The sequence below is a fragment of the Aquimarina sp. BL5 genome (assembly GCF_003443675.1).
GTDB lineage: Bacteria > Bacteroidota > Bacteroidia > Flavobacteriales > Flavobacteriaceae > Aquimarina.
Window position 1 is genome coordinate 5,184,097 of record NZ_CP031963.1, and the last position, 17,794, is coordinate 5,201,890.

Genomic DNA, 17,794 nt, shown 5'->3' on the forward strand with positions numbered 1-17,794 from the left:
AATAAATGTTAAAAAAAGAAACACTATACGGGTTTATAAGATATACCTATTATCTTTGAATCACACAATCAATTTATGGAGCTTAATTTAAAAAGACCGATCTGTTTTTTTGATCTGGAAACAACCGGTATTAATATTTCTAAAGATCGAATCGTGGAAATCTCTATTCTTAAAGTTTTTCCCAATGGAAACAAGGAAAGCAAAACTTGGCTAGTCAATCCAGAGATGCCAATTCCACGAGAGACTACCGAAGTACATGGTATTACTGATGAAAAAGTAGCGAATGAGCCTACTTTTAGGCAATTAGCAAGTAAAGTTAGCGAAATGATTAAAGGATGTGATCTGGGAGGGTTTAATTCTAATCGTTTCGATATTCCTTTACTAGCTGAAGAATTATTACGTGCTGATTTAGATTTTGATATGAAAAATACAGTGGCGGTAGATGTGCAAACTATTTTTCATAAAATGGAAAAGAGAACATTAGCTGCTGCATATAAATTTTATTGTGATAAGGATTTAGAGAATGCACATTCTGCAGAGGCTGATACGAATGCAACATACGAAGTTCTCAAAGCACAGTTGGATAGGTATTCAGAGTTAGAGAATGATACTAAGTTTCTTGCCGAATTTAGTTCCAGAAAACAATTTGCAGATTTTGCAGGTTTTATTGCCTATGATAAAGAAGGAAGAGAGGTATTTTCTTTTGGGAAACATAAAGGTAAATTGGTAGAAAAGGTGATGGAAGAAGAGCCAGGATATTTTGGTTGGCTTCAGAATGCGGATTTTCCTTTATATACAAAGAAAGTTCTTACTGCAGTGAGGCTACGTAAACTAAATAATAGTCTTAAACTTTAATTCTTTTTATAATCAATTATGAAGCTTATTTGTATAGGTCGTAATTATACGGATCATATCGAAGAATTAGAAAACGAGAAACCAACCGATCCCGTGGTTTTCATGAAACCAGATACTTCGATTTTGTTAAAAAAACAACCTTTCTTTATTCCTGATTTTTCTGATGATATCCATCATGAGGTAGAAATTTTAGTCAAAATTAAAAAGGTTGGAAAGCATATTGATCGAAAATTCGCATATAAATATTACGATGAAATTGGGCTTGGAATCGATTTTACAGCCCGAGATTTACAAAGCGAATTGAAATCTAAAGGATTGCCTTGGGAAAAGGCTAAAGCTTTTGATGGAGCGGCTGTTATAGGGAATTGGATGTCCAAAGAAAATTTTCCGGATGTTAACAATATTAATTTTCACTTAGAAAAAAATGCAGAGACTGTTCAAAAAGGAAACACAGGGTTTATGCTTTGGAAAATTGATGAATTGATAGAATATGTGTCAAAATATTTTACTTTAAAGATAGGAGATGTTATCTTTACAGGAACACCGGCTGGAGTTGGAGCTGTAAAGGCAGATGATACTTTAACTGGTTTTATAGAGAAACAACAAATTTTTTCAATAAGAATCAAATAGATGAGCAAAGGGTATAGCTTAGAAAGTGTAAATGAATTATCTGGTGGAGATGATGAGTTTATAACAGTTTTAGTACAAACATTTTTAGAAGAGATACCTCCCGATTTGGATAGTATGGGACAGGCAGTTAAAAACAATGATCCCAAAACTGCGTACCAATTTGCACATAAGATGAAACCGAATCTTCAGTTGTTTGGGATTGATCTTTTAAAAGAGATTAAACAAGTAGAGGCTTGGTCTAAATCTGGTAAAACACAATCAGAAATAGAACCTATATTAAATCATATCGTTACTACAGTTAATGGGGCTATCGAAGATCTGAAAGCTGACTTTCAATAATTATGCTTGCAGAAATAATTACCATCGGAGATGAAATTCTTATTGGTCAAATTGTAGATTCCAATTCTGCTTTTATTGGAAAAGAGCTTAATAAAATAGGTATTGATGTTTATCAGATAACGTCCATTCAAGATGATAAACAACATATTTTAGACGCACTAGAAGAAGCAAAAAACAGAGTTGATATAGTTCTTGTGACTGGGGGATTAGGTCCTACAAAAGACGATATAACAAAGCATACTATCTGTGAGTTTTTTGATGATACGTTAGTGGAAAATGATAAAGTGTTACAGCATATCGAAACACTTTTTGCAAAATATATACATACACCGGTTACGGATATTAACAGAATGCAAGCGCTCGTTCCAAGTACATCAACTGTTCTTATGAATAGTTTTGGTACTGCTCCTGGAATGTGGTTAGAAAAGGAGAATACTGTTTTTGTGTCTATGCCCGGAGTGCCTTTTGAGATGAAAAATCTAATGAAGGATGAGGTGTTACCTAGACTTCAGGAAAAATTTGATAGACCATTTATTATTCATAAGACCGTATTAACATATGGTTTAGGAGAAAGCGCAATAGCAAAGAAAATAGAACAATGGGAGGATGATTTACCTTCTTTTATCAAACTAGCATATCTGCCAAATTTAGGTAGGGTTAGATTACGTCTTTCCGCACGTGGAATTGATGAAAAATTATTGATAGATACTATTGAGAATAAGATAGCTGATTTACATGCGTTTATAGGTGATATCATCGTAGGTTATGAAGAAGATGAGTCGATAGAGTTAATGATCGGTAAGATACTTGCTTCTCGAGGACAATTTTTGGCAGTTGCAGAGAGTTGTACCGGTGGAAAAATTTCTCAATCTATAACGGCTTATGCAGGATCTTCATCATTCTTTAAAGGAGGTGCAGTTACTTATGCTACTCAATCTAAAACAGATCTTTTGGGTGTTGATAGGGATTTGATTAAACAGTATACAGTGACCAGTAATGAAGTTGCTAAAGCTATGGCATTAGGAGTGAAAAATAAGTTTAAATCTGATTATGCGATCGCTACAACCGGAAATGCCGGACCTTCTAAAGGAGATGGAGATGTTGAGGTAGGTACAGTTTTTATAGCAATTGCTACTCCAGATCGTGTTTTTTCAGAGAAATTCGTGTTTAGTAATTTACGTGAACGAACAATAGGGAAGGCTGTAAATAAATCCTTTGAAATGCTTTTTAACGAGATTACCTAATCTGGTTATTTGATAGCTTCTTTTTTTGTCCACTCAATAGCATCTTTCAGGTCTTGGAAATTATAAAAAGGCCTTTTTGCAAAATGTTTTTCAATTTCTGTAGACATTGTGCTTATTGAATTATAGGTAACTACACCATAACCTTTAAAATTGTCCATATATATAAGCGGGCAGTCCAAATAATCCGTGGGTATAATCGAATGTGAATTAATTCTGTCAGAAATATAGGTGAATGGTTGGTCATTTCCATAGTGTTTTTGTACGATAGGTATAAGATCATGAAGTTTCCCTAATGTAATTACTTCACCTTCTTTGATCTCTGCAATGATGTATTGGTCATAAAAGTAATAGGTACCGAGATTAAGATCGTATTTTTTGATCAAAGTGTCATTTGATATGATTTTCATAACTTTTATTCTTTTGTTAGTTATGAATAAGTCGGGAAACTAAGGTTATCATTTCTTGTTACTATTTGTTATTCAGTGTTTTAAGGATTTCAAACGTTATAGTTGGGTTTTTTTTAGAAAATTATGAAAATATTAGCATAATGGATTTGCTATTCTTCCGTCGAGAATAAAATTTGGGATAACCTTTTAATTAATCTGAGATGACTAATTTGTCTACCCATTTAATTGCATCATCAAGCTTATAGAATGTACGTGTTGGAATTTTTAAGAATGATCTTTCTAACTCAGCAATTTTTGATCCGATAGAATTGTAACTCACCACAGCATATCCTTTTACATTGGGGAATTGTTCATTTGTTTTAAAATGATTTGTAGGTTCAAAAGAATATGAATTGATTCTATTGGCAATATAAACAAATGGCGTTTTGTCTCCATAGTGCGTTTTTCCTAATTTTATAAGCTCTGAGGCATTTTCATAAGTAAGAATAACTCCTTCGTTGATTTCTGATATAACGAAGTTTTTGTGGAAATAAAATATTCCAATATCGAGCTCGTGTTTATGAACGGGTTTTTTGCTATAAGTACACTTCATTCCTAATTGTACATAGTTCTATTAAGTTTATTACATCATGAATAGTTTTTTCAGGAGTACTTTGTTGCTTATTTATTGTTGTTAGATAATTTTAGTTAGTATTAGCTAATGGTGCAATTAATTCATCTGCCCATAGCAAAGCATCATCTAAGGAATTAAAAATTCCAGTTGAAGTTTCAAGAAAGGATTGCTCCAAGGTGGCTACTTTGTTATTAATAGCATCATAGGTTACTACTCCATATCCCGTAAAGTTTGGAAACAACTTTGAGGATTTGAAATGTCCAGTAGGCACAAAAGAGTAGGAATTTTTTCTATTAGATATATATACAAATGGAATAGTAGTTCCGTAATAGGAATGAATTCGTTCAAATAAGTCCGAGCAGTTTTCAAAACTAAGGATGATGCCTTCTTTTATTTCCGAAATTATATGATTTTTATAAAAATAAAATGACCCAATAGAAAGTTGATGCTTATGGATAAGCTTTTCGTTAAAATCGTGAACCATTTTTAGATAAGATGTTTTCCAATTACAAATGTAATATACTCTTTATTTGATTATTAGTCAATAATAAGAATGTAAAGTTAATAAAAAATCATTTTTACAGTTAATTTTGTAAAATATAAGTAACGTTAACTTACTCGTTTAATCGTGCAGAATTAGTTCATCTACCCAAAGTATAGCTTCTTCTAAATTATCAAAAATCTTTGTTGGTGCATAAAGAAAAGATTGTTCTAATGTAGCTATTTTGTTATTAATAGAGTTATAAGTAATTACCCCATATCCTTTTACGTTAGGTAATATTTTTTTAGTTTCAAAATGAATGGTCGGCTGTATAGAATATGAATTAATTCTATTGGCGATATATACAAATGGAGTATTATTAGGGTAATATTTTTTTGTGTATTTGTTGGTGACCTTTAATACCATCTCCAAACTCACTATAACCCCTTCATTAATTTCAGAAACCATAAAATTATCACAATAATAAAAAGAACCAATTTTGGCAATGACATGTTTTTTGATTAGTCTTTTTTTTAAATGTGGGAGCATTAATTTTTAAAGTATGTGATAATTCATTACAGTATAATCAAAACTACGATTTTACTTTAATCATGAAGCATTAGTTTATCAGCCCAGAGCTTAGCATCGTCTAGATTTTCAAAAATTCTTGTAGGAACGTTAAGAAAGGACTGTTCTAGTGTAGCTATTTTGTTATTGATAGAGTTATATGTAACTACTCCATAGCCCTTTAAATTCGGAAACAGTTTTGCTGATTTAAAATGAGTTGTTGGTTCAAAAGAATATGAATTTTTCCTATTAGTTATATACACAAATGGTATGTTTGTTCCATAATATTCTTTGGTTAATAAAAACAATTTTGTGGCCTTATCATAATTTAAGGACGCACCTTCATTCATTTCTGAAACCATAAAATTTTTATAAAAAAAGAAAGATCCTATATCAAGTACGTGCTTCCTAATGAAGTCATTAGCATTATTTTGGCGCATAACAATCATTTTTTCTCTAAGATACAATTTAGAGTTTTAAAAATCAATCATTTGATATAAGTTATTTTAAGTTTTTTTTAGTAGGATAAGCTTTTTGTTGTAAGAATTTTTGGTTTTCAATATCACTATAAATAGAGTGTATAAAAAAAGCGGATCCTAAGATCCGCTTGTTTACTACTCAATTACCCCATATCAAGTAGTTAGTTATAGTTATGAAAACTAACTGGTGTAAAAGTACTTGGTATACATGAATTGTTATATAGGTATAAATACCTGTTTTAATAAATGAGAGTAGAATTTCTTTATCTTTGATGTCTTTGTGTAATGAATGAATCATAGGTCATTTTTGCTAGATGAATACCTTTGGTTTTAGTATTTACGGTAGTATTGAAATAAAATATTTAAAAAGAGAAAAAAATACAAAACTATTATTGGTGGTTCGGTAAATAATTCGTTAATTTGCACCCTGTTTTGAAATAATACCAAAATTAAGAAGAGATGTCAAGAGTTTGCGAGCTTACAGGTAAAAAAGCGATGGTGGGAAATAACGTTTCTCACGCTATGAATAAAACAAAACGTAAATTCAACGCGAATTTAATAAAAAAGCGTTTTTATATTCCAGAAGAAGATCGTTGGGTAACACTTAAGGTGTCTACTGCGGCTTTAAAAAATATAAATAAAAACGGTATTGCTGCTGTTTTAAAAGAAGCAAGAGCTAAAGGTTTCTTAACAAAATAAATCAGCTTTTAAAAAGATACTATAATGGCAAAGAGAGGTAATAGAGTTCAGGTAATCTTAGAATGTACAGAGCACAAAGCTACTGGTAAACCAGGTACTTCTAGATATATTACAACAAAAAATAAGAAGAACACTCCTGATAGAATGGAAATAAAGAAATTTAATCCTATTCTTAAGAAAATGACTGTTCATAAAGAAATAAAATAAGACAATGGCAAAGAAATCAGTAGCATCGTTACAGACAGGATCAAAGAGATTGACCAAGGCTATTAAAATGGTGAAATCTCCTAAAACAGGAGCATATACTTTCGTAGAGTCAATTATGCAGCCAGATGCAGTAAATGACTTTTTTAAGAAAAAGTAGATAGCAATAAAAATATTTTAAAAAGAAGCCGTTTCAATTTAATTGGAATGGCTCTTTCTTTTTATATATTTATGCGATTTTATGTTAGTGTTTAAATTTTAACTTATTAGCATTCTGAATATAATACATGAGTTTGTTTAAAAAAATATTCTCTTCGGAGAAAAAAGAAACCTTAGATAAAGGATTAGAGAAGTCTAAAACTAGCTTCTTTTCTAAATTAGGTAAAGCGGTTGCTGGTAAATCCAAAGTAGATGATGATGTACTGGATAATCTGGAAGAGGTCTTGGTAACTAGTGATGTAGGTGTAAAAACTACAATAAAGGTTATAGAAAGAATAGAAGGTCGAGTTTCTAGAGATAAATATCTAGGAACAGATGAGCTGAATCAAATTTTACGAGAAGAGATAGCAGGTTTACTTTCTGAAACGAATTCTGGTGAAGCTACAGATTTCGATATTCCAGCAGATAAAAAGCCATATGTTCTAATGGTGGTAGGAGTAAATGGCGTTGGAAAAACAACAACCATTGGTAAGTTAGCTTATCAGTTTAATAAAAAAGGGTTGAAAGTAGTTTTAGGAGCTGCTGATACGTTTAGAGCTGCGGCAATTGATCAGTTGCAAGTTTGGGCTGATCGTGTAGATGTGCCAATTATAAAGCAAGATATGGGTAGTGATCCTGCATCTGTCGCTTTTGATACCTTAAAATCTGGAGTGAATCAGGATGCAGATGTTATTATAATTGATACAGCTGGACGATTGCATAATAAGGTGAATTTAATGAATGAGCTGACCAAGGTAAAGCGAGTAATGCAAAAAGTGATTGGAGATGCTCCGCACGATGTCTTATTAGTTTTGGATGGTTCTACAGGTCAAAATGCCTTTGAACAAGCTAAACAGTTTACTGCTGCAACAGAGGTAACCTCATTAGCAGTGACGAAATTAGACGGAACAGCAAAAGGTGGTGTGGTTATAGGGATTAGTGATCAATTTCAGATTCCGGTCAAATATATTGGAGTAGGAGAAGGGATTGAAGATCTTCAGGTATTTAATAAATACGAATTTGTGGATTCTTTTTTTAAGTAAGTACAAGACTGTTACAGAATAGTTAAAAAGGTGTTATGTAATATTCATAGCACCTTTTTTTTATACTTTCAATTTTTTAAAACTTCTGCATAACCGTCATTCTATGAGAAAATTAGTATACATTTTTATATCACTTTTGATTTTTAATTCCTGTAAAAAAGAGAAAGAAATACAACAAAAAGCTCTACAATCCAAAATAGTTTGGGAGTCTTATGACGAAGTTGAAGATTTAGAATCGACGAAAAAGCTGAGCCAGGAAAGAATGCATTTAAAACTTGTAAATTCTAAAGTTTTAGATAAGAATGATATCTGGAGCACATTAGAATCAGAACTGGATTACTTTTCAGAAGAAGATTATGGTAGATTAAAACCGTTTGTACTTGAGCAGGACATACCTTCTATCCAGAAAAGTATAAAAGAAGGTAAACTATCCTATGAAGAGTTGACCAAGTTTTATATTTATAGAATCAGAAAATATGAGAGTGATAATTCCTTATCTCTTAATTCAGTGATATCCTTAAATCCTGATGTTGTTAAGCAAGCAAGAGTGTTGGATAAAGTGGATAAAAAGAACATAGAGGTTAATTCTATATATGGAATGCCAATTATGCTTAAGGATAATATCGGGACCAAAGATATGCTTACAACTGCCGGTGCGATTGCATTGCAAAATAATAGAACAGATAATGCTTTTATAACTAAGCGTTTGTTAGAAGAAAATGCATTGATTTTAGGAAAGGCAAATCTTAGTGAATGGGCGTATTTTCTTTGTGTAGGTTGCCCTGTGGGGTATAGTGCAATTGGAGGTCAAACGCTTAATCCATATGGAAGAATGATTTTTGAAAGTGGTGGTTCTAGTTCAGGAAGCGGTGCAGTTGTTGCTGCTAATTTTTGCGTGGCTGCCATAGGAACTGAGACAAGTGGTTCTATTTTATCGCCTTCGAGTCAGAATTCTATTGTTGGATTGAAGCCAACGATTGGTTTGTTAAGTAGGTCTGGGATTGTTCCGATTTCTAGTACGCTGGATACACCAGGACCTATGACAAAAAGTATAATTGATAATGCTATTTTGTTAAATGCAATGATCGGCAAAGATCCAGAGGATGCTACTTCTGTTTCTACCGACACAGATTTTATAATATCTATAAAAGATTCTATTATAGAGGGAAAGCGTTTTGGTGTTATTAAGAGTTTGTTGCAAGATTCTGTATATGTTAAAGCGATTAATAAGATCAAAATAGCTGGAGGAGAGATTATAGAAGTAGAGCCAGGACAACCTTCATTACCAGGGTTTCTTAGTATTTTGAATATTGATATGAAGAATGATCTTCCTGAATATATTAGAAGGAACTCCACTGATACTATTAGTATAAAAACGGTAGAAGATATAATCGCATTTAATTTACAAGATACACTTGTCAGGATTCCGTATGGACAAGGTATATTCGAAGGAATTGTAAAAGATAGTACTACTACAGAAGGTCTGAAAAAAATAAAAGAAGATCTTAAAGTTACGGCTCGTAAGTATTTTGATTCTCAAATTGATCAACATAACCTGGATGTTGTGCTGTCAATAAATAATTACCACGCCGGTTATGCAGCAGTGGCTAAATACCCAGCTTTGACAGTGCCAATGGGGTATACAAATAAAGGTGAACCCAAAGGACTTACTTTTATTGGAAAGCCATTTTCAGAAGATAAGTTGTTACAATTAGGATTGTGGTATGAATCGATATCTAAAGAACGTAAAATACCTGTTAATTACAATTAATTGGTAAGCGCATTAATTTTTATCCAAAGATTATTATCAAAACTTGATGGGCCTAGTAACGCTTGACCAGTATCATCCCCCATTCTGATAATAACCAAATTCTTACTGGGTACTATATATAGCTTTTGATCATTTTTGCCTAAACCTGCTATAAGGTCATTTGGAGCATCTGGCATTAATTCTCCGGGGAATTCATTTTCGAACGCTGGTGCTCTAAAACTTGATTTTCCATTTAACCACCATAAATATCCATAAGATGGATTTAGGTTTTGCGAAGTAGTAGTCATTTCGGTAAAGTAGTTTTGATCCGTAAGAATTTCAGTAGTGTTCCATGTTCCTTTGTTTAGGTTTAAGAGGCCAAAACGAGCCATGCTTCTAGCTGTGCTATAGTAAATGTTAGTGTATCCAAGGCTGACCCAAGCTCCATTCATACCTATTTTGTTTTTTAATTTAGTATCAAAATAGGTATTGTAATCTGTGTTTACAGCTCCAGCAACGATATCTGTCAGTAGTGTATAGGCTGCGTTATGGTAGTACCAAAAACTCCCTGGTTCATTAAGATACGTAAGGCAATCAAAATTAGTGCAATTTTGCAAAAGAATATTAGTGTAATCTAAGCCTGTAGTCATCGTTAAATGATTTCTGACTGTAATTGCTTGTTCTTGGTCTGTTGTGATATCTGCCCATTGAGTTCCTAGGTATGTTGAAGAGGGTTCGTTAATATCTAGTAACCCTTCTTGTTGAGCCAATCCAACAGTAAAAGCAGTCAATGTTTTTCCTGCAGAATACCAAGGGTTGTTATCAGAGACTGAACCTCCATTAAAGTACTTCTCTACTGCAATTTTTCCATTTTTTAGAATAATAAAAGCCTTAGTATCTTTTTCATCCAGAAAGTCAAGAAGTGGTTGTTCTGCCGCAGCATTCCACCCTAAGTCACTAATAGTGGTGGTTTCCCATGCTTCAGAATCGATAGGAGGAAAATATAAATCGCTTTGATCAGGGTTAGGAACTTCTGTAAGAATTTCTTCTGCGCCATCAGAACACGAAAGGATAAGGCTAAGTAATACCGAATAAAATAAGGTCATTCTATTTTTCATAAGTTGGGGGTTGTGTAGATTTAGACATTACAATATACAAAAGGTTTAAATGATTGATTTTTTTTAACATATAGAGTTATTGGTAATTATGTGCTAAACTTTAGTTATTCATTGTATCTTTGCAAACCTTTATCCGGAAGATATGAGAACAAAGACTTTAAAGAAAAATAAGATCAATGTAGTTACATTAGGTTGTAGTAAGAATGTGTATGACAGTGAGGTTCTTATGGGACAACTGAAAGCTAACAACAAAGAAGTAGTTCACGAAGAAGAAGGGAATGTCGTGGTTATTAATACTTGTGGTTTTATTGCAAATGCAAAAGAAGAGTCTGTAAATACTATTTTAGAATATGTACAGAAAAAAGATCAAGGTATTGTAGATAAAGTTTTTGTTACTGGATGTTTGTCAGAAAGATATAAGCCGGATTTGCAGAAAGAAATTCCGGATGTAGATCAATATTTTGGTACTACAGAGTTACCAGGCTTATTGAAAGCGTTGGGAGCAGATTATAAACATGAACTAATAGGAGAGAGATTAACAACAACTCCTAAGAATTATGCATATCTAAAAATAGCAGAAGGTTGTGATCGCCCATGTTCTTTTTGTGCAATTCCATTGATGCGTGGTAAGCATAAATCAACACCAATTGAAGAATTAGTTACCGAAGCAGAAAAGTTAGCTGCCAATGGAGTGAAAGAATTAGTGCTAATTGCTCAGGATTTAACCTATTATGGACTTGATCTTTATAAAGAAAGAAAGTTAGCGGATTTACTTCGTGAATTGGTAAAAGTCGAAGGAATAGAGTGGATACGTTTACATTATGCATTTCCAACAGGATTTCCGATGGAAGTATTAGACGTAATGAAACAAGAACCTAAAATATGTAATTATATTGATATCCCATTACAGCATATAGCAGATCCGATTCTGAAGTCAATGCGTCGCGGTACTACGAAAGCAAAAACTACTAAGCTGCTTAATGAGTTTAGAGCGGCAGTGCCAGAAATGACAATTCGAACTACATTAATTGTTGGGTATCCAGGAGAAACACAAGAAGATTTTGAAACACTAAGAGATTGGGTAAAGGAGATGCGTTTTGAACGTCTTGGATGTTTTACATATTCTCACGAAGAAAACACACATGCTTATAACCTAGAAAATGATGTTCCGGAAGATGTGAAAATGGATCGTGCCAACGAAATCATGGAAATACAATCACAAATCTCTTGGGAGCTGAATCAACAGAAAATAGGACAAGAATTTAAGGTTGTTATTGATAGAAAAGAAGGGCCTTATTTTGTAGGTAGAACAGAGTTTGACTCTCCTGATGTAGATAACGAGGTGTTAATTGATGCATCTAAGTTTTATTTAAAAACTGGAGAATATACCACCGTTAAAATATACGAAGCAGAGGATTTTGATTTGTATGGAGAATTAGTTTAATCTGGATGTAGCGGGTTTGTAGTCTCCGTGAAATACTACTTTCTAATTTTTACCTCGATCGCTGCTTTGTAACCAAGTTTACCTAACAGTATTGTCCGGGTTTTTAGGCCATAATGTTTTATTAGATAGTATACCTTTTTCAGTATTGATCTGATTTTGTAATACCATTTCCCATCTTTAATGTCTCTTTGGATATGTAATAATCCAGAGTTATCCACCCAAAATTACTCCCATTGATTCGTTCTTGGATTATATTTGTTTAAACGTGTTTTGTGATATTAAGATGTTGTAGAATTGATAGGTTTCTTTTATTTCCATACTATCAACAATTATTTCAATTTTACTTTTACCAACAATTGTGTTAGTATCATATTTGTAGACATTGCATTCACCAACCCAAAAATTAAATTCGGTACATTTATAAACATTGTTTTTAGGCGGATAATATAGTCGTTATACATGCTAGTGTAAAAAATATGCCGTGTTTAGTTTTGTTTAGAAATATTGATAAAGAAGGAGACTTTAAAGATAAAAAAAATCGAGGATCATAACAATCCTCGATTCTGTTGCGTAATACTCTTTAGATTTTTTGGCTAATTCTAATATAAGAGAGAACTTTATTTCTTTATTTTATTAAGGGACAAAGTTTTATGTTAAACGCTTTATTTTTAATTTAATTTTATTCGGGCGCAAAAGTATTTAAAAAAGAGATACGAAATTCTTAATTTAAGACAATGTTCTTTTTGGTTCTATTATTAAAGGAAATGATAACTTGAGATTTTCGTAACTCTCTAAAGACAGGGGTTGAGATATCGGCAGCGCAATGAAAAAAATGGTTAGTTGAATGTATTTTTTTTAGGCTTTTGTTGAAATATATTCATTGCCTTTTTTATCCAAAAGGATGTAAACTTAACAATTTGGTAATATTAGGAATTGAAACACCTTTGCTTTAATAATTTTCCTCTAAAGAAAAAGCTGACAAGTTGATTATAATATAATAAGAGAGTTTGATGTGTTTATTTAGGTCTATTTTTGTTTGAATTCTTTTAGAATAAGAAAAAGGCTTGAATTTTAATGATTTCAAGCCTCTCTATATTTAACCAAAAGGTTTTATTTATATAGTTTCGAATAACTCGTTTATCGGTTTACGGACCTTTTTATTATCCTGAGTTAAATCTTCTTCAGATCGATATCCTATTGTTGAAATTACTGCAGCAGATAGTCCCTTTTCGGATAATCCTAATATGTCATTATAGGCTTTTGGTTCAAAGCCTTCCATAGGACATGCATCAATCTTCAGTTCTGCGCAGGCAGCAAGTAAGTTTCCTAAACCTATATAAGTTTGCTTAGCAGTCCAGGATTTTACTTCGTCATCACTGAATTCACTGATTTTGGACTTCATAAAATCACCATATCCTTTTAAGTCATCTAAATTTAAATCTTGTATAGTTGCTTTTAGTTTTAGATAGTCATCAATTACTTTTTCATCCACTTTTGTGTAGTTGCAAAAAACAATCAATTGTGAAGCATTTACTATTTGAGATTGACCCCAAGATTTAGGTTGTAATTGTTTACGGATTTCTAGATCTTCTATAATTAAAACTTTATAAGCTTGTAATCCATAAGAAGAAGCAGACAAAGAAATTGCATTTTTAATTTTTTCGAGATCAGATTCGGATATCTTTTTTGTTGAATCAAATTTTTTAGTGGCGTAACGCCATTCTAGATTTTTTAATAGTTGCATATCTATATGATTTTATTGTGTGATAGGAACTTCCATTAATAATATTTTAGAAGCTTCGTTCGATTTAATTTTAATTTGTTCTACGTCCCAAATTCCTAATCCATCTCTTTTTTCTAATACTTTATCTTCGATAGTAACACTTCCTTCTAAAACAAAAGCATAGACGCCATTTTTTTTGTCTTTCAATGTATAGGTTTGTAAGTGTTCGTTTTCTAGTTCGCCAAGATGAAACCAAGCGTCTTGATGAATCCAAACTCCATTATCATCTGGATTAGGAGATAGAATTTGATACAATTCATTTTTGATGTTTTTGTTATCTATCGCAATCTGATCATATCTGGGAGTTACATTTTTCTTATTGGGAGTTACCCATATTTGTAGAAACTTTACCTCCTTGTCCGAGTTTTTATTATACTCGCTATGAAAGACACCTGTCCCGGCACTCATTACTTGGATATCACCCTGTTTGATTATGGTTGTATTACCCATACTATCCTTGTGTTCTAAGTCACCTTCCAAGGGAATAGATATAATCTCCATGTTGTCGTGAGGGTGTTTACCAAATCCCATTCCGGATGATACCGTATCATCATTGAGCACCCTTAGCGCTCCGAAATTCATTCTTTCTGGATTGTAGTAATTTCCAAAACTAAAGGAATGGTAAGAGTTTAACCATCCAAAATTAGCTTTTCCTCTAGTATCTGATTTATGCATTATCGTTTTCATAATATATCCTTTCTTTATATTTGAATACAAAGTTCTGGTATTATATGTTGGTCTGAAATGTGAGAATACGAAAGAATATTATAAAAATCCGATCTCTAGATTTTTTGCCTAAAGTATGAAGGAGGGAAGCTAGTGCATTTCTTAAAGAAGTTACTGAAATTAGCAGGTTCAGTAAACCCTAAATCATATCCAATTTCTTTAGTAGTTTTATCAGAAAAACTTAAAAGCCTTTTTGCAGCAATAATAATTCTGGATTGTAAATATTCTTTTGCAGTTTTTCCTATAAGGGATTTGATAGTTCTGTTTAAATGGTCCGGGGTAACGTGCAATGCTTCTGCATACTGCTGTACCTTATGCCAATCTGAGAAATGTTTTTCGACTAAATTTTTATATTCTTTCAATATAACGGAGCCTACGTGAAGTTGCTGAGGGTCTTTTGTCTCAATATCACAGATATTATTACTGTAAATAAGAAATAGCTTTAATAAGGCTCCAATGGCTTCTAGTTTAAATTTAGAATTGGAGGAATAAGTATTAAAAATCTGGGAACTATATGCATTCAATTGTTTTAATTGAAGTTCATTTAAATAAAGTGGAGGAGTGTGTCCATAATCCTGAAATAAGTTGATGTCTTCAATAAAACGATAGTTAATGTTGTTCTTCGCAAGAAATTGTCTAGAAAATGTGATTACCCAACCATAGGATTTCTGTTCTTCTTTTATTTGATGTACTTGTCCTGGACTTAGGAAAAAGGCTTGACGATCTTCAAGTAAGAATTCATTAAAATCAATAATATGCGCACCTTTAGCTTTTGATACTAAAAGAATGATGTAAAAATCGTGGCGATGAGGTGTATCGGTGGTACCACCGTTTTTGTCGTAAATATCTTCCATTTTTTTGATGTCAAAAACAATTTGGTTTTCAGTTTCATCAGTTAATTTGTATGTTTTGATGGAAGTCATTTGTTGCTTTTAAATATAAATACGTGTAAAATATTGATCTGTCTGATAAAGAATGTTGCCATAAAAAGCAGCCAGTTTCATAATACTTTTTTTTAGTTCAATTGTCTAATCATTTATTTTAATTAGTTAATAATAATACAAATAAAAAAGGGAAAGTCGTCTGGACTTTCCCTTCAAAATAAGATTTAATCTTCTTGTTTGCTAATTCTAATCTATAAAAGAGATTTGTCGTAATTAGTCATTACCACCGATTACGATTTCTCCATCTTCGTTGTTTTCGTCTTCAGTGTTATCCTCAGTTTCGTTATTGTTGCTTTCTTGGTTGAAAACTTGACTTTCAATAGTTTCGTTTTCACAAGAAACGAATACTGATGCTAATGCTAATACTAATAAGAATGTAATTTTTTTCATGTCTGTTTGTTTTATTATTTTAATTTTATTTTGGGATATTTTATTTTTTAGTTACCTAAACCGTGACTACTATCTTCATAGATGTCAATGATTTCTGGTTTTTCATTTCCTTCATTAAAAGTCTCGTCTTCTACAGAAGTATTTTCGCAAGATGCTAAAGCAATAACGAGCATAAATAGAAATGGGATTTTTTTGATCATTTTAATAAAAATTAATTATGTGTTTACTTTTTAGTTTTGTTGTTTTTTCAAAACGGGTGCAAATGTATCTAAAAAAAGAATCCAAACTCTTAAAAATATCTTAACAACTCTTTGCATATAGGGGTTTAGGCAATATGAGGTGTGCATAGTCTTTAATAAATAAGAAAGAAGTTTGCATATATGGTATCGTATTGAAACAAATCGATAAATTATGTGCAATCTTTTGAGGTAAAAGTTGTAAATCGAATAAAAATCAAATACGGTTCAAATTAACAATTTGATAACATTGAAGCCTTTATTAATGTTTGTTTTGATTATTTTTTTATAAAATGTGTGTTTTAATAAGAATATTTCAATAATAAGTCACATAGGTCAATGTTTTGTTTAGGGAAATAAACAACTGTTTATGTAGTTCTTAATATTGATATTGATTAAAAGTTGAGATTTGAGAATAAGGGTCTTCTATAGCCAGATATTTATTGGGTTTGCATTCATAAATTTTAGTAAGATTTTCTTAATTACGCTTATGATTAGCTTTTATTCTGTTAACCCTACCAATCCCAGTTTTGTGGATTAATTGTTATAAGGTATAGTTGTATGGTTTTGATTAGTGAGATGCTTTAATCATAAAACTGTTGGTTGTGTACCAATAACTTTAATCCCCAGTTCGCTTAAAGTATTTACTTTCTTAGGGTTATTAGTTAGCATTCTAATAGATATTGTTCCTAATTCATTTAAAATTTTTGCGGCCGGAGAAAAGTCTCTAGCATCTTTTTTAAAACCAGCCGCTTCATAAGCTTCCGCTTGCGAGAATCCTTTGTTTTTATATGTAATACTTTTAAGCAAAGCAAGATGTCCATTAGACTTGCCTTCCTGATCTAACCAAATAATAATTCCTTTACCTTCTTTTTGTATAAGTTGTTGTGAGATTTCCATTTGCTCCCTGCAGTCACATTCTATACTATTAAAATGATGAGCGAAAATGCAAGAGGAGTGTACTCTACATAATACATTTTCTTCATCTTTTACATCGCCCATAACCAGTGCAAAGGATTCTTTCTGACCATCGTAAAACAGAATTTCACGATACTCACCAAACTTGGTTTTTAGATTAGTTTCGGCTAGTTTAACTATCATAATCCTATTTTTAATATCCTTTTTTAAGTGTATTAATTATAACTACTCCATTTTAAAGTATGATGGTTTCAAAAATATTTCATCTATTCAGATTTCTCAGTCCTTCATAGACTACTATACTCACGGCATTAGCGAGATTTAAACTTCTGATATGCTCATTAAGTATTGGTATTTTGTATGTTTTATTCGAATTAGCTTCAGTGATCTCTGTGGGTAAACCTGCTGATTCTTTTCCGAATATAAGAAACATATCATCTTCATAATCAACCGACCAATGATCTGTCTTTCCATGGCTAGAGAAAAAAGCCATTTTCTTTCCTTTATGTATCAATAAGAATTCATCTAAACTTTCATAAGTCTTTAAAGAAATATGTTTCCAATAATCCAGTCCAGCGCGTTTTAATCTTTTATCACTTAATTCAAAACCAAACGGTTTTACGAGATGTAAATTTGATCCTGAAGCTAGGCTTAAACGGCCAATATTCCCGGTGTTTGTATGTATTTCTGGTTCTACAAGAACTATATTATATGCCATTGATTATA

Annotated in this window: 23 protein-coding genes; 10 read left to right on the plus strand and 13 right to left on the minus strand. The window is 32.0% G+C overall.

What is annotated here, in order from left to right; all coding sequences use genetic code 11:
• Positions 1 to 75 precede the first annotated feature (75 nt).
• From D1818_RS21765 to D1818_RS21780, 4 genes are read left to right on the plus strand one after another with little or no spacing between them, the layout of a single operon-like run.
• Positions 76 to 855 carry a 3'-5' exonuclease gene (locus D1818_RS21765; protein WP_118461791.1) on the plus strand — a complete coding sequence of 260 codons (780 nt, stop codon included), beginning with the start codon at positions 76 to 78 and terminating at the stop codon, positions 853 to 855.
• Between the two features lie 18 nt (positions 856 to 873).
• Positions 874 to 1,485, plus strand: coding sequence for a fumarylacetoacetate hydrolase family protein (locus D1818_RS21770; protein WP_118461793.1), 612 nt, complete (start codon positions 874 to 876; stop codon positions 1,483 to 1,485).
• Entirely contained in the window at positions 1,486 to 1,824 is a 339-nt protein-coding gene (locus D1818_RS21775; RefSeq protein WP_118461795.1) for an Hpt domain-containing protein, read from the plus strand.
• A 2-nt stretch (positions 1,825 to 1,826) separates the two neighbouring features.
• Positions 1,827 to 3,068, plus strand: a complete 1,242-nt coding sequence (locus D1818_RS21780; RefSeq protein WP_118461797.1) for a CinA family nicotinamide mononucleotide deamidase-related protein — start codon at positions 1,827 to 1,829, stop codon at positions 3,066 to 3,068.
• Positions 3,069 to 3,073: 5 nt separating this feature from the next.
• On the opposite strand, the gene D1818_RS21785 is transcribed toward D1818_RS21780, so the two are convergent.
• From D1818_RS21785 to D1818_RS21805, 5 genes are all read right to left on the minus strand, one after another.
• Complete coding sequence (locus D1818_RS21785; protein WP_118461800.1) at positions 3,074 to 3,475, minus strand: hypothetical protein; 402 nt, start codon at positions 3,473 to 3,475, stop codon at positions 3,074 to 3,076.
• Between the two features lie 190 nt (positions 3,476 to 3,665).
• Entirely contained in the window at positions 3,666 to 4,067 is a 402-nt protein-coding gene (locus D1818_RS21790) for an STAS/SEC14 domain-containing protein (protein ID WP_118461802.1), read from the minus strand.
• 91 nt (positions 4,068 to 4,158) lie between these two features.
• Complete coding sequence (locus D1818_RS21795; RefSeq protein WP_118461804.1) at positions 4,159 to 4,572, minus strand: hypothetical protein; 414 nt, start codon at positions 4,570 to 4,572, stop codon at positions 4,159 to 4,161.
• Positions 4,573 to 4,710: 138 nt separating this feature from the next.
• The gene (locus D1818_RS21800; protein ID WP_118461807.1) at positions 4,711 to 5,118 is read right to left on the minus strand and encodes a hypothetical protein; all 408 of its coding nucleotides are present in this window, start codon (positions 5,116 to 5,118) and stop codon (positions 4,711 to 4,713) included.
• Positions 5,119 to 5,174: 56 nt separating this feature from the next.
• A complete protein-coding gene (locus tag D1818_RS21805; RefSeq protein ID WP_118461809.1) occupies positions 5,175 to 5,576 on the minus strand; it encodes a hypothetical protein in 402 nt (133 codons plus the stop codon).
• 498 nt (positions 5,577 to 6,074) lie between these two features.
• On the opposite strand from D1818_RS21805, the gene rpmB reads away from it, so the two are divergent.
• The 5 genes from rpmB to D1818_RS21830 all read left to right on the plus strand — a co-directional run bounded on the left by rpmB (position 6,075) and on the right by D1818_RS21830 (position 9,530).
• On the plus strand, positions 6,075 to 6,314 hold the full coding sequence (gene rpmB, locus D1818_RS21810) for a 50S ribosomal protein L28 (RefSeq protein WP_118461811.1): 240 nt from the start codon (positions 6,075 to 6,077) through the stop codon (positions 6,312 to 6,314).
• 24 nt (positions 6,315 to 6,338) lie between these two features.
• Complete coding sequence (gene rpmG / locus D1818_RS21815; protein ID WP_118461813.1) at positions 6,339 to 6,521, plus strand: 50S ribosomal protein L33; 183 nt, start codon at positions 6,339 to 6,341, stop codon at positions 6,519 to 6,521.
• Positions 6,522 to 6,525: 4 nt separating this feature from the next.
• Entirely contained in the window at positions 6,526 to 6,678 is a 153-nt protein-coding gene (locus D1818_RS21820) for a DUF4295 domain-containing protein (protein ID WP_081415706.1), read from the plus strand.
• A 127-nt stretch (positions 6,679 to 6,805) separates the two neighbouring features.
• A complete protein-coding gene (gene ftsY, locus D1818_RS21825) occupies positions 6,806 to 7,759 on the plus strand; it encodes a signal recognition particle-docking protein FtsY (RefSeq protein WP_118461815.1) in 954 nt (317 codons plus the stop codon).
• Positions 7,760 to 7,862: 103 nt separating this feature from the next.
• Positions 7,863 to 9,530, plus strand: a complete 1,668-nt coding sequence (locus D1818_RS21830; protein ID WP_118461817.1) for an amidase family protein — start codon at positions 7,863 to 7,865, stop codon at positions 9,528 to 9,530.
• Here the strand turns inward: D1818_RS21830 and D1818_RS21835 are convergent.
• On the minus strand, positions 9,527 to 10,627 hold the full coding sequence (locus D1818_RS21835) for a serine hydrolase (RefSeq protein WP_118461819.1): 1,101 nt from the start codon (positions 10,625 to 10,627) through the stop codon (positions 9,527 to 9,529). The genes D1818_RS21830 and D1818_RS21835 overlap by 4 nt on opposite strands.
• Before the next feature lie 142 nt (positions 10,628 to 10,769).
• Here D1818_RS21835 and rimO point away from each other — a divergent pair, with 142 nt between their 5' ends.
• On the plus strand, positions 10,770 to 12,071 hold the full coding sequence (rimO, locus tag D1818_RS21840; RefSeq protein ID WP_118461821.1) for a 30S ribosomal protein S12 methylthiotransferase RimO: 1,302 nt from the start codon (positions 10,770 to 10,772) through the stop codon (positions 12,069 to 12,071).
• Positions 12,072 to 13,185: 1,114 nt separating this feature from the next.
• Here the strand turns inward: rimO and D1818_RS21845 are convergent.
• The 7 genes from D1818_RS21845 to D1818_RS21865 all read right to left on the minus strand — a co-directional run bounded on the left by D1818_RS21845 (position 13,186) and on the right by D1818_RS21865 (position 17,786).
• On the minus strand, positions 13,186 to 13,815 hold the full coding sequence (locus D1818_RS21845) for an NAD(P)H-dependent oxidoreductase (RefSeq protein ID WP_118461823.1): 630 nt from the start codon (positions 13,813 to 13,815) through the stop codon (positions 13,186 to 13,188).
• A 12-nt stretch (positions 13,816 to 13,827) separates the two neighbouring features.
• A complete protein-coding gene (locus tag D1818_RS21850; RefSeq protein ID WP_118461825.1) occupies positions 13,828 to 14,541 on the minus strand; it encodes a pirin family protein in 714 nt (237 codons plus the stop codon).
• A gap of 95 nt (positions 14,542 to 14,636) precedes the next feature.
• The gene (locus tag D1818_RS21855; protein ID WP_118461827.1) at positions 14,637 to 15,503 is read right to left on the minus strand and encodes a helix-turn-helix domain-containing protein; all 867 of its coding nucleotides are present in this window, start codon (positions 15,501 to 15,503) and stop codon (positions 14,637 to 14,639) included.
• Positions 15,504 to 15,737: 234 nt separating this feature from the next.
• Complete coding sequence (locus D1818_RS25535; protein ID WP_158596940.1) at positions 15,738 to 15,914, minus strand: hypothetical protein; 177 nt, start codon at positions 15,912 to 15,914, stop codon at positions 15,738 to 15,740.
• 47 nt (positions 15,915 to 15,961) lie between these two features.
• On the minus strand, positions 15,962 to 16,114 hold the full coding sequence (locus D1818_RS25540) for a hypothetical protein (RefSeq protein WP_158596939.1): 153 nt from the start codon (positions 16,112 to 16,114) through the stop codon (positions 15,962 to 15,964).
• Positions 16,115 to 16,738: 624 nt separating this feature from the next.
• Positions 16,739 to 17,251 carry a GTP cyclohydrolase gene (locus D1818_RS21860; RefSeq protein WP_118461830.1) on the minus strand — a complete coding sequence of 171 codons (513 nt, stop codon included), beginning with the start codon at positions 17,249 to 17,251 and terminating at the stop codon, positions 16,739 to 16,741.
• A gap of 79 nt (positions 17,252 to 17,330) precedes the next feature.
• A complete protein-coding gene (locus D1818_RS21865) occupies positions 17,331 to 17,786 on the minus strand; it encodes a tRNA (cytidine(34)-2'-O)-methyltransferase (RefSeq protein WP_118461832.1) in 456 nt (151 codons plus the stop codon).
• Positions 17,787 to 17,794: the final 8 nt, after the last annotated feature.

Bases quoted from the DNA above. Each gene is read 5' to 3' on its own strand.
- D1818_RS21765 (WP_118461791.1), top strand. From the start codon at position 76: ATGGAGCTTAATTTAAAAAGACCGATCTGTTTTTTTGATCTGGAAACA.
- D1818_RS21770 (WP_118461793.1), top strand. From the start codon at position 874: ATGAAGCTTATTTGTATAGGTCGTAATTATACGGATCATATCGAAGAA.
- D1818_RS21775 (WP_118461795.1), top strand. From the start codon at position 1,486: ATGAGCAAAGGGTATAGCTTAGAAAGTGTAAATGAATTATCTGGTGGA.
- D1818_RS21780 (WP_118461797.1), top strand. From the start codon at position 1,827: ATGCTTGCAGAAATAATTACCATCGGAGATGAAATTCTTATTGGTCAA.
- D1818_RS21785 (WP_118461800.1), bottom strand. From the start codon at position 3,475: ATGAAAATCATATCAAATGACACTTTGATCAAAAAATACGATCTTAAT.
- D1818_RS21790 (WP_118461802.1), bottom strand. From the start codon at position 4,067: ATGAAGTGTACTTATAGCAAAAAACCCGTTCATAAACACGAGCTCGAT.
- D1818_RS21795 (WP_118461804.1), bottom strand. From the start codon at position 4,572: ATGGTTCACGATTTTAACGAAAAGCTTATCCATAAGCATCAACTTTCT.
- D1818_RS21800 (WP_118461807.1), bottom strand. From the start codon at position 5,118: ATGCTCCCACATTTAAAAAAAAGACTAATCAAAAAACATGTCATTGCC.
- D1818_RS21805 (WP_118461809.1), bottom strand. From the start codon at position 5,576: ATGCGCCAAAATAATGCTAATGACTTCATTAGGAAGCACGTACTTGAT.
- rpmB (WP_118461811.1), top strand. From the start codon at position 6,075: ATGTCAAGAGTTTGCGAGCTTACAGGTAAAAAAGCGATGGTGGGAAAT.
- rpmG (WP_118461813.1), top strand. From the start codon at position 6,339: ATGGCAAAGAGAGGTAATAGAGTTCAGGTAATCTTAGAATGTACAGAG.
- D1818_RS21820 (WP_081415706.1), top strand. From the start codon at position 6,526: ATGGCAAAGAAATCAGTAGCATCGTTACAGACAGGATCAAAGAGATTG.
- ftsY (WP_118461815.1), top strand. From the start codon at position 6,806: ATGAGTTTGTTTAAAAAAATATTCTCTTCGGAGAAAAAAGAAACCTTA.
- D1818_RS21830 (WP_118461817.1), top strand. From the start codon at position 7,863: ATGAGAAAATTAGTATACATTTTTATATCACTTTTGATTTTTAATTCC.
- D1818_RS21835 (WP_118461819.1), bottom strand. From the start codon at position 10,627: ATGAAAAATAGAATGACCTTATTTTATTCGGTATTACTTAGCCTTATC.
- rimO (WP_118461821.1), top strand. From the start codon at position 10,770: ATGAGAACAAAGACTTTAAAGAAAAATAAGATCAATGTAGTTACATTA.
- D1818_RS21845 (WP_118461823.1), bottom strand. From the start codon at position 13,815: ATGCAACTATTAAAAAATCTAGAATGGCGTTACGCCACTAAAAAATTT.
- D1818_RS21850 (WP_118461825.1), bottom strand. From the start codon at position 14,541: ATGAAAACGATAATGCATAAATCAGATACTAGAGGAAAAGCTAATTTT.
- D1818_RS21855 (WP_118461827.1), bottom strand. From the start codon at position 15,503: ATGACTTCCATCAAAACATACAAATTAACTGATGAAACTGAAAACCAA.
- D1818_RS25535 (WP_158596940.1), bottom strand. From the start codon at position 15,914: ATGAAAAAAATTACATTCTTATTAGTATTAGCATTAGCATCAGTATTC.
- D1818_RS25540 (WP_158596939.1), bottom strand. From the start codon at position 16,114: ATGATCAAAAAAATCCCATTTCTATTTATGCTCGTTATTGCTTTAGCA.
- D1818_RS21860 (WP_118461830.1), bottom strand. From the start codon at position 17,251: ATGATAGTTAAACTAGCCGAAACTAATCTAAAAACCAAGTTTGGTGAG.
- D1818_RS21865 (WP_118461832.1), bottom strand. From the start codon at position 17,786: ATGGCATATAATATAGTTCTTGTAGAACCAGAAATACATACAAACACC.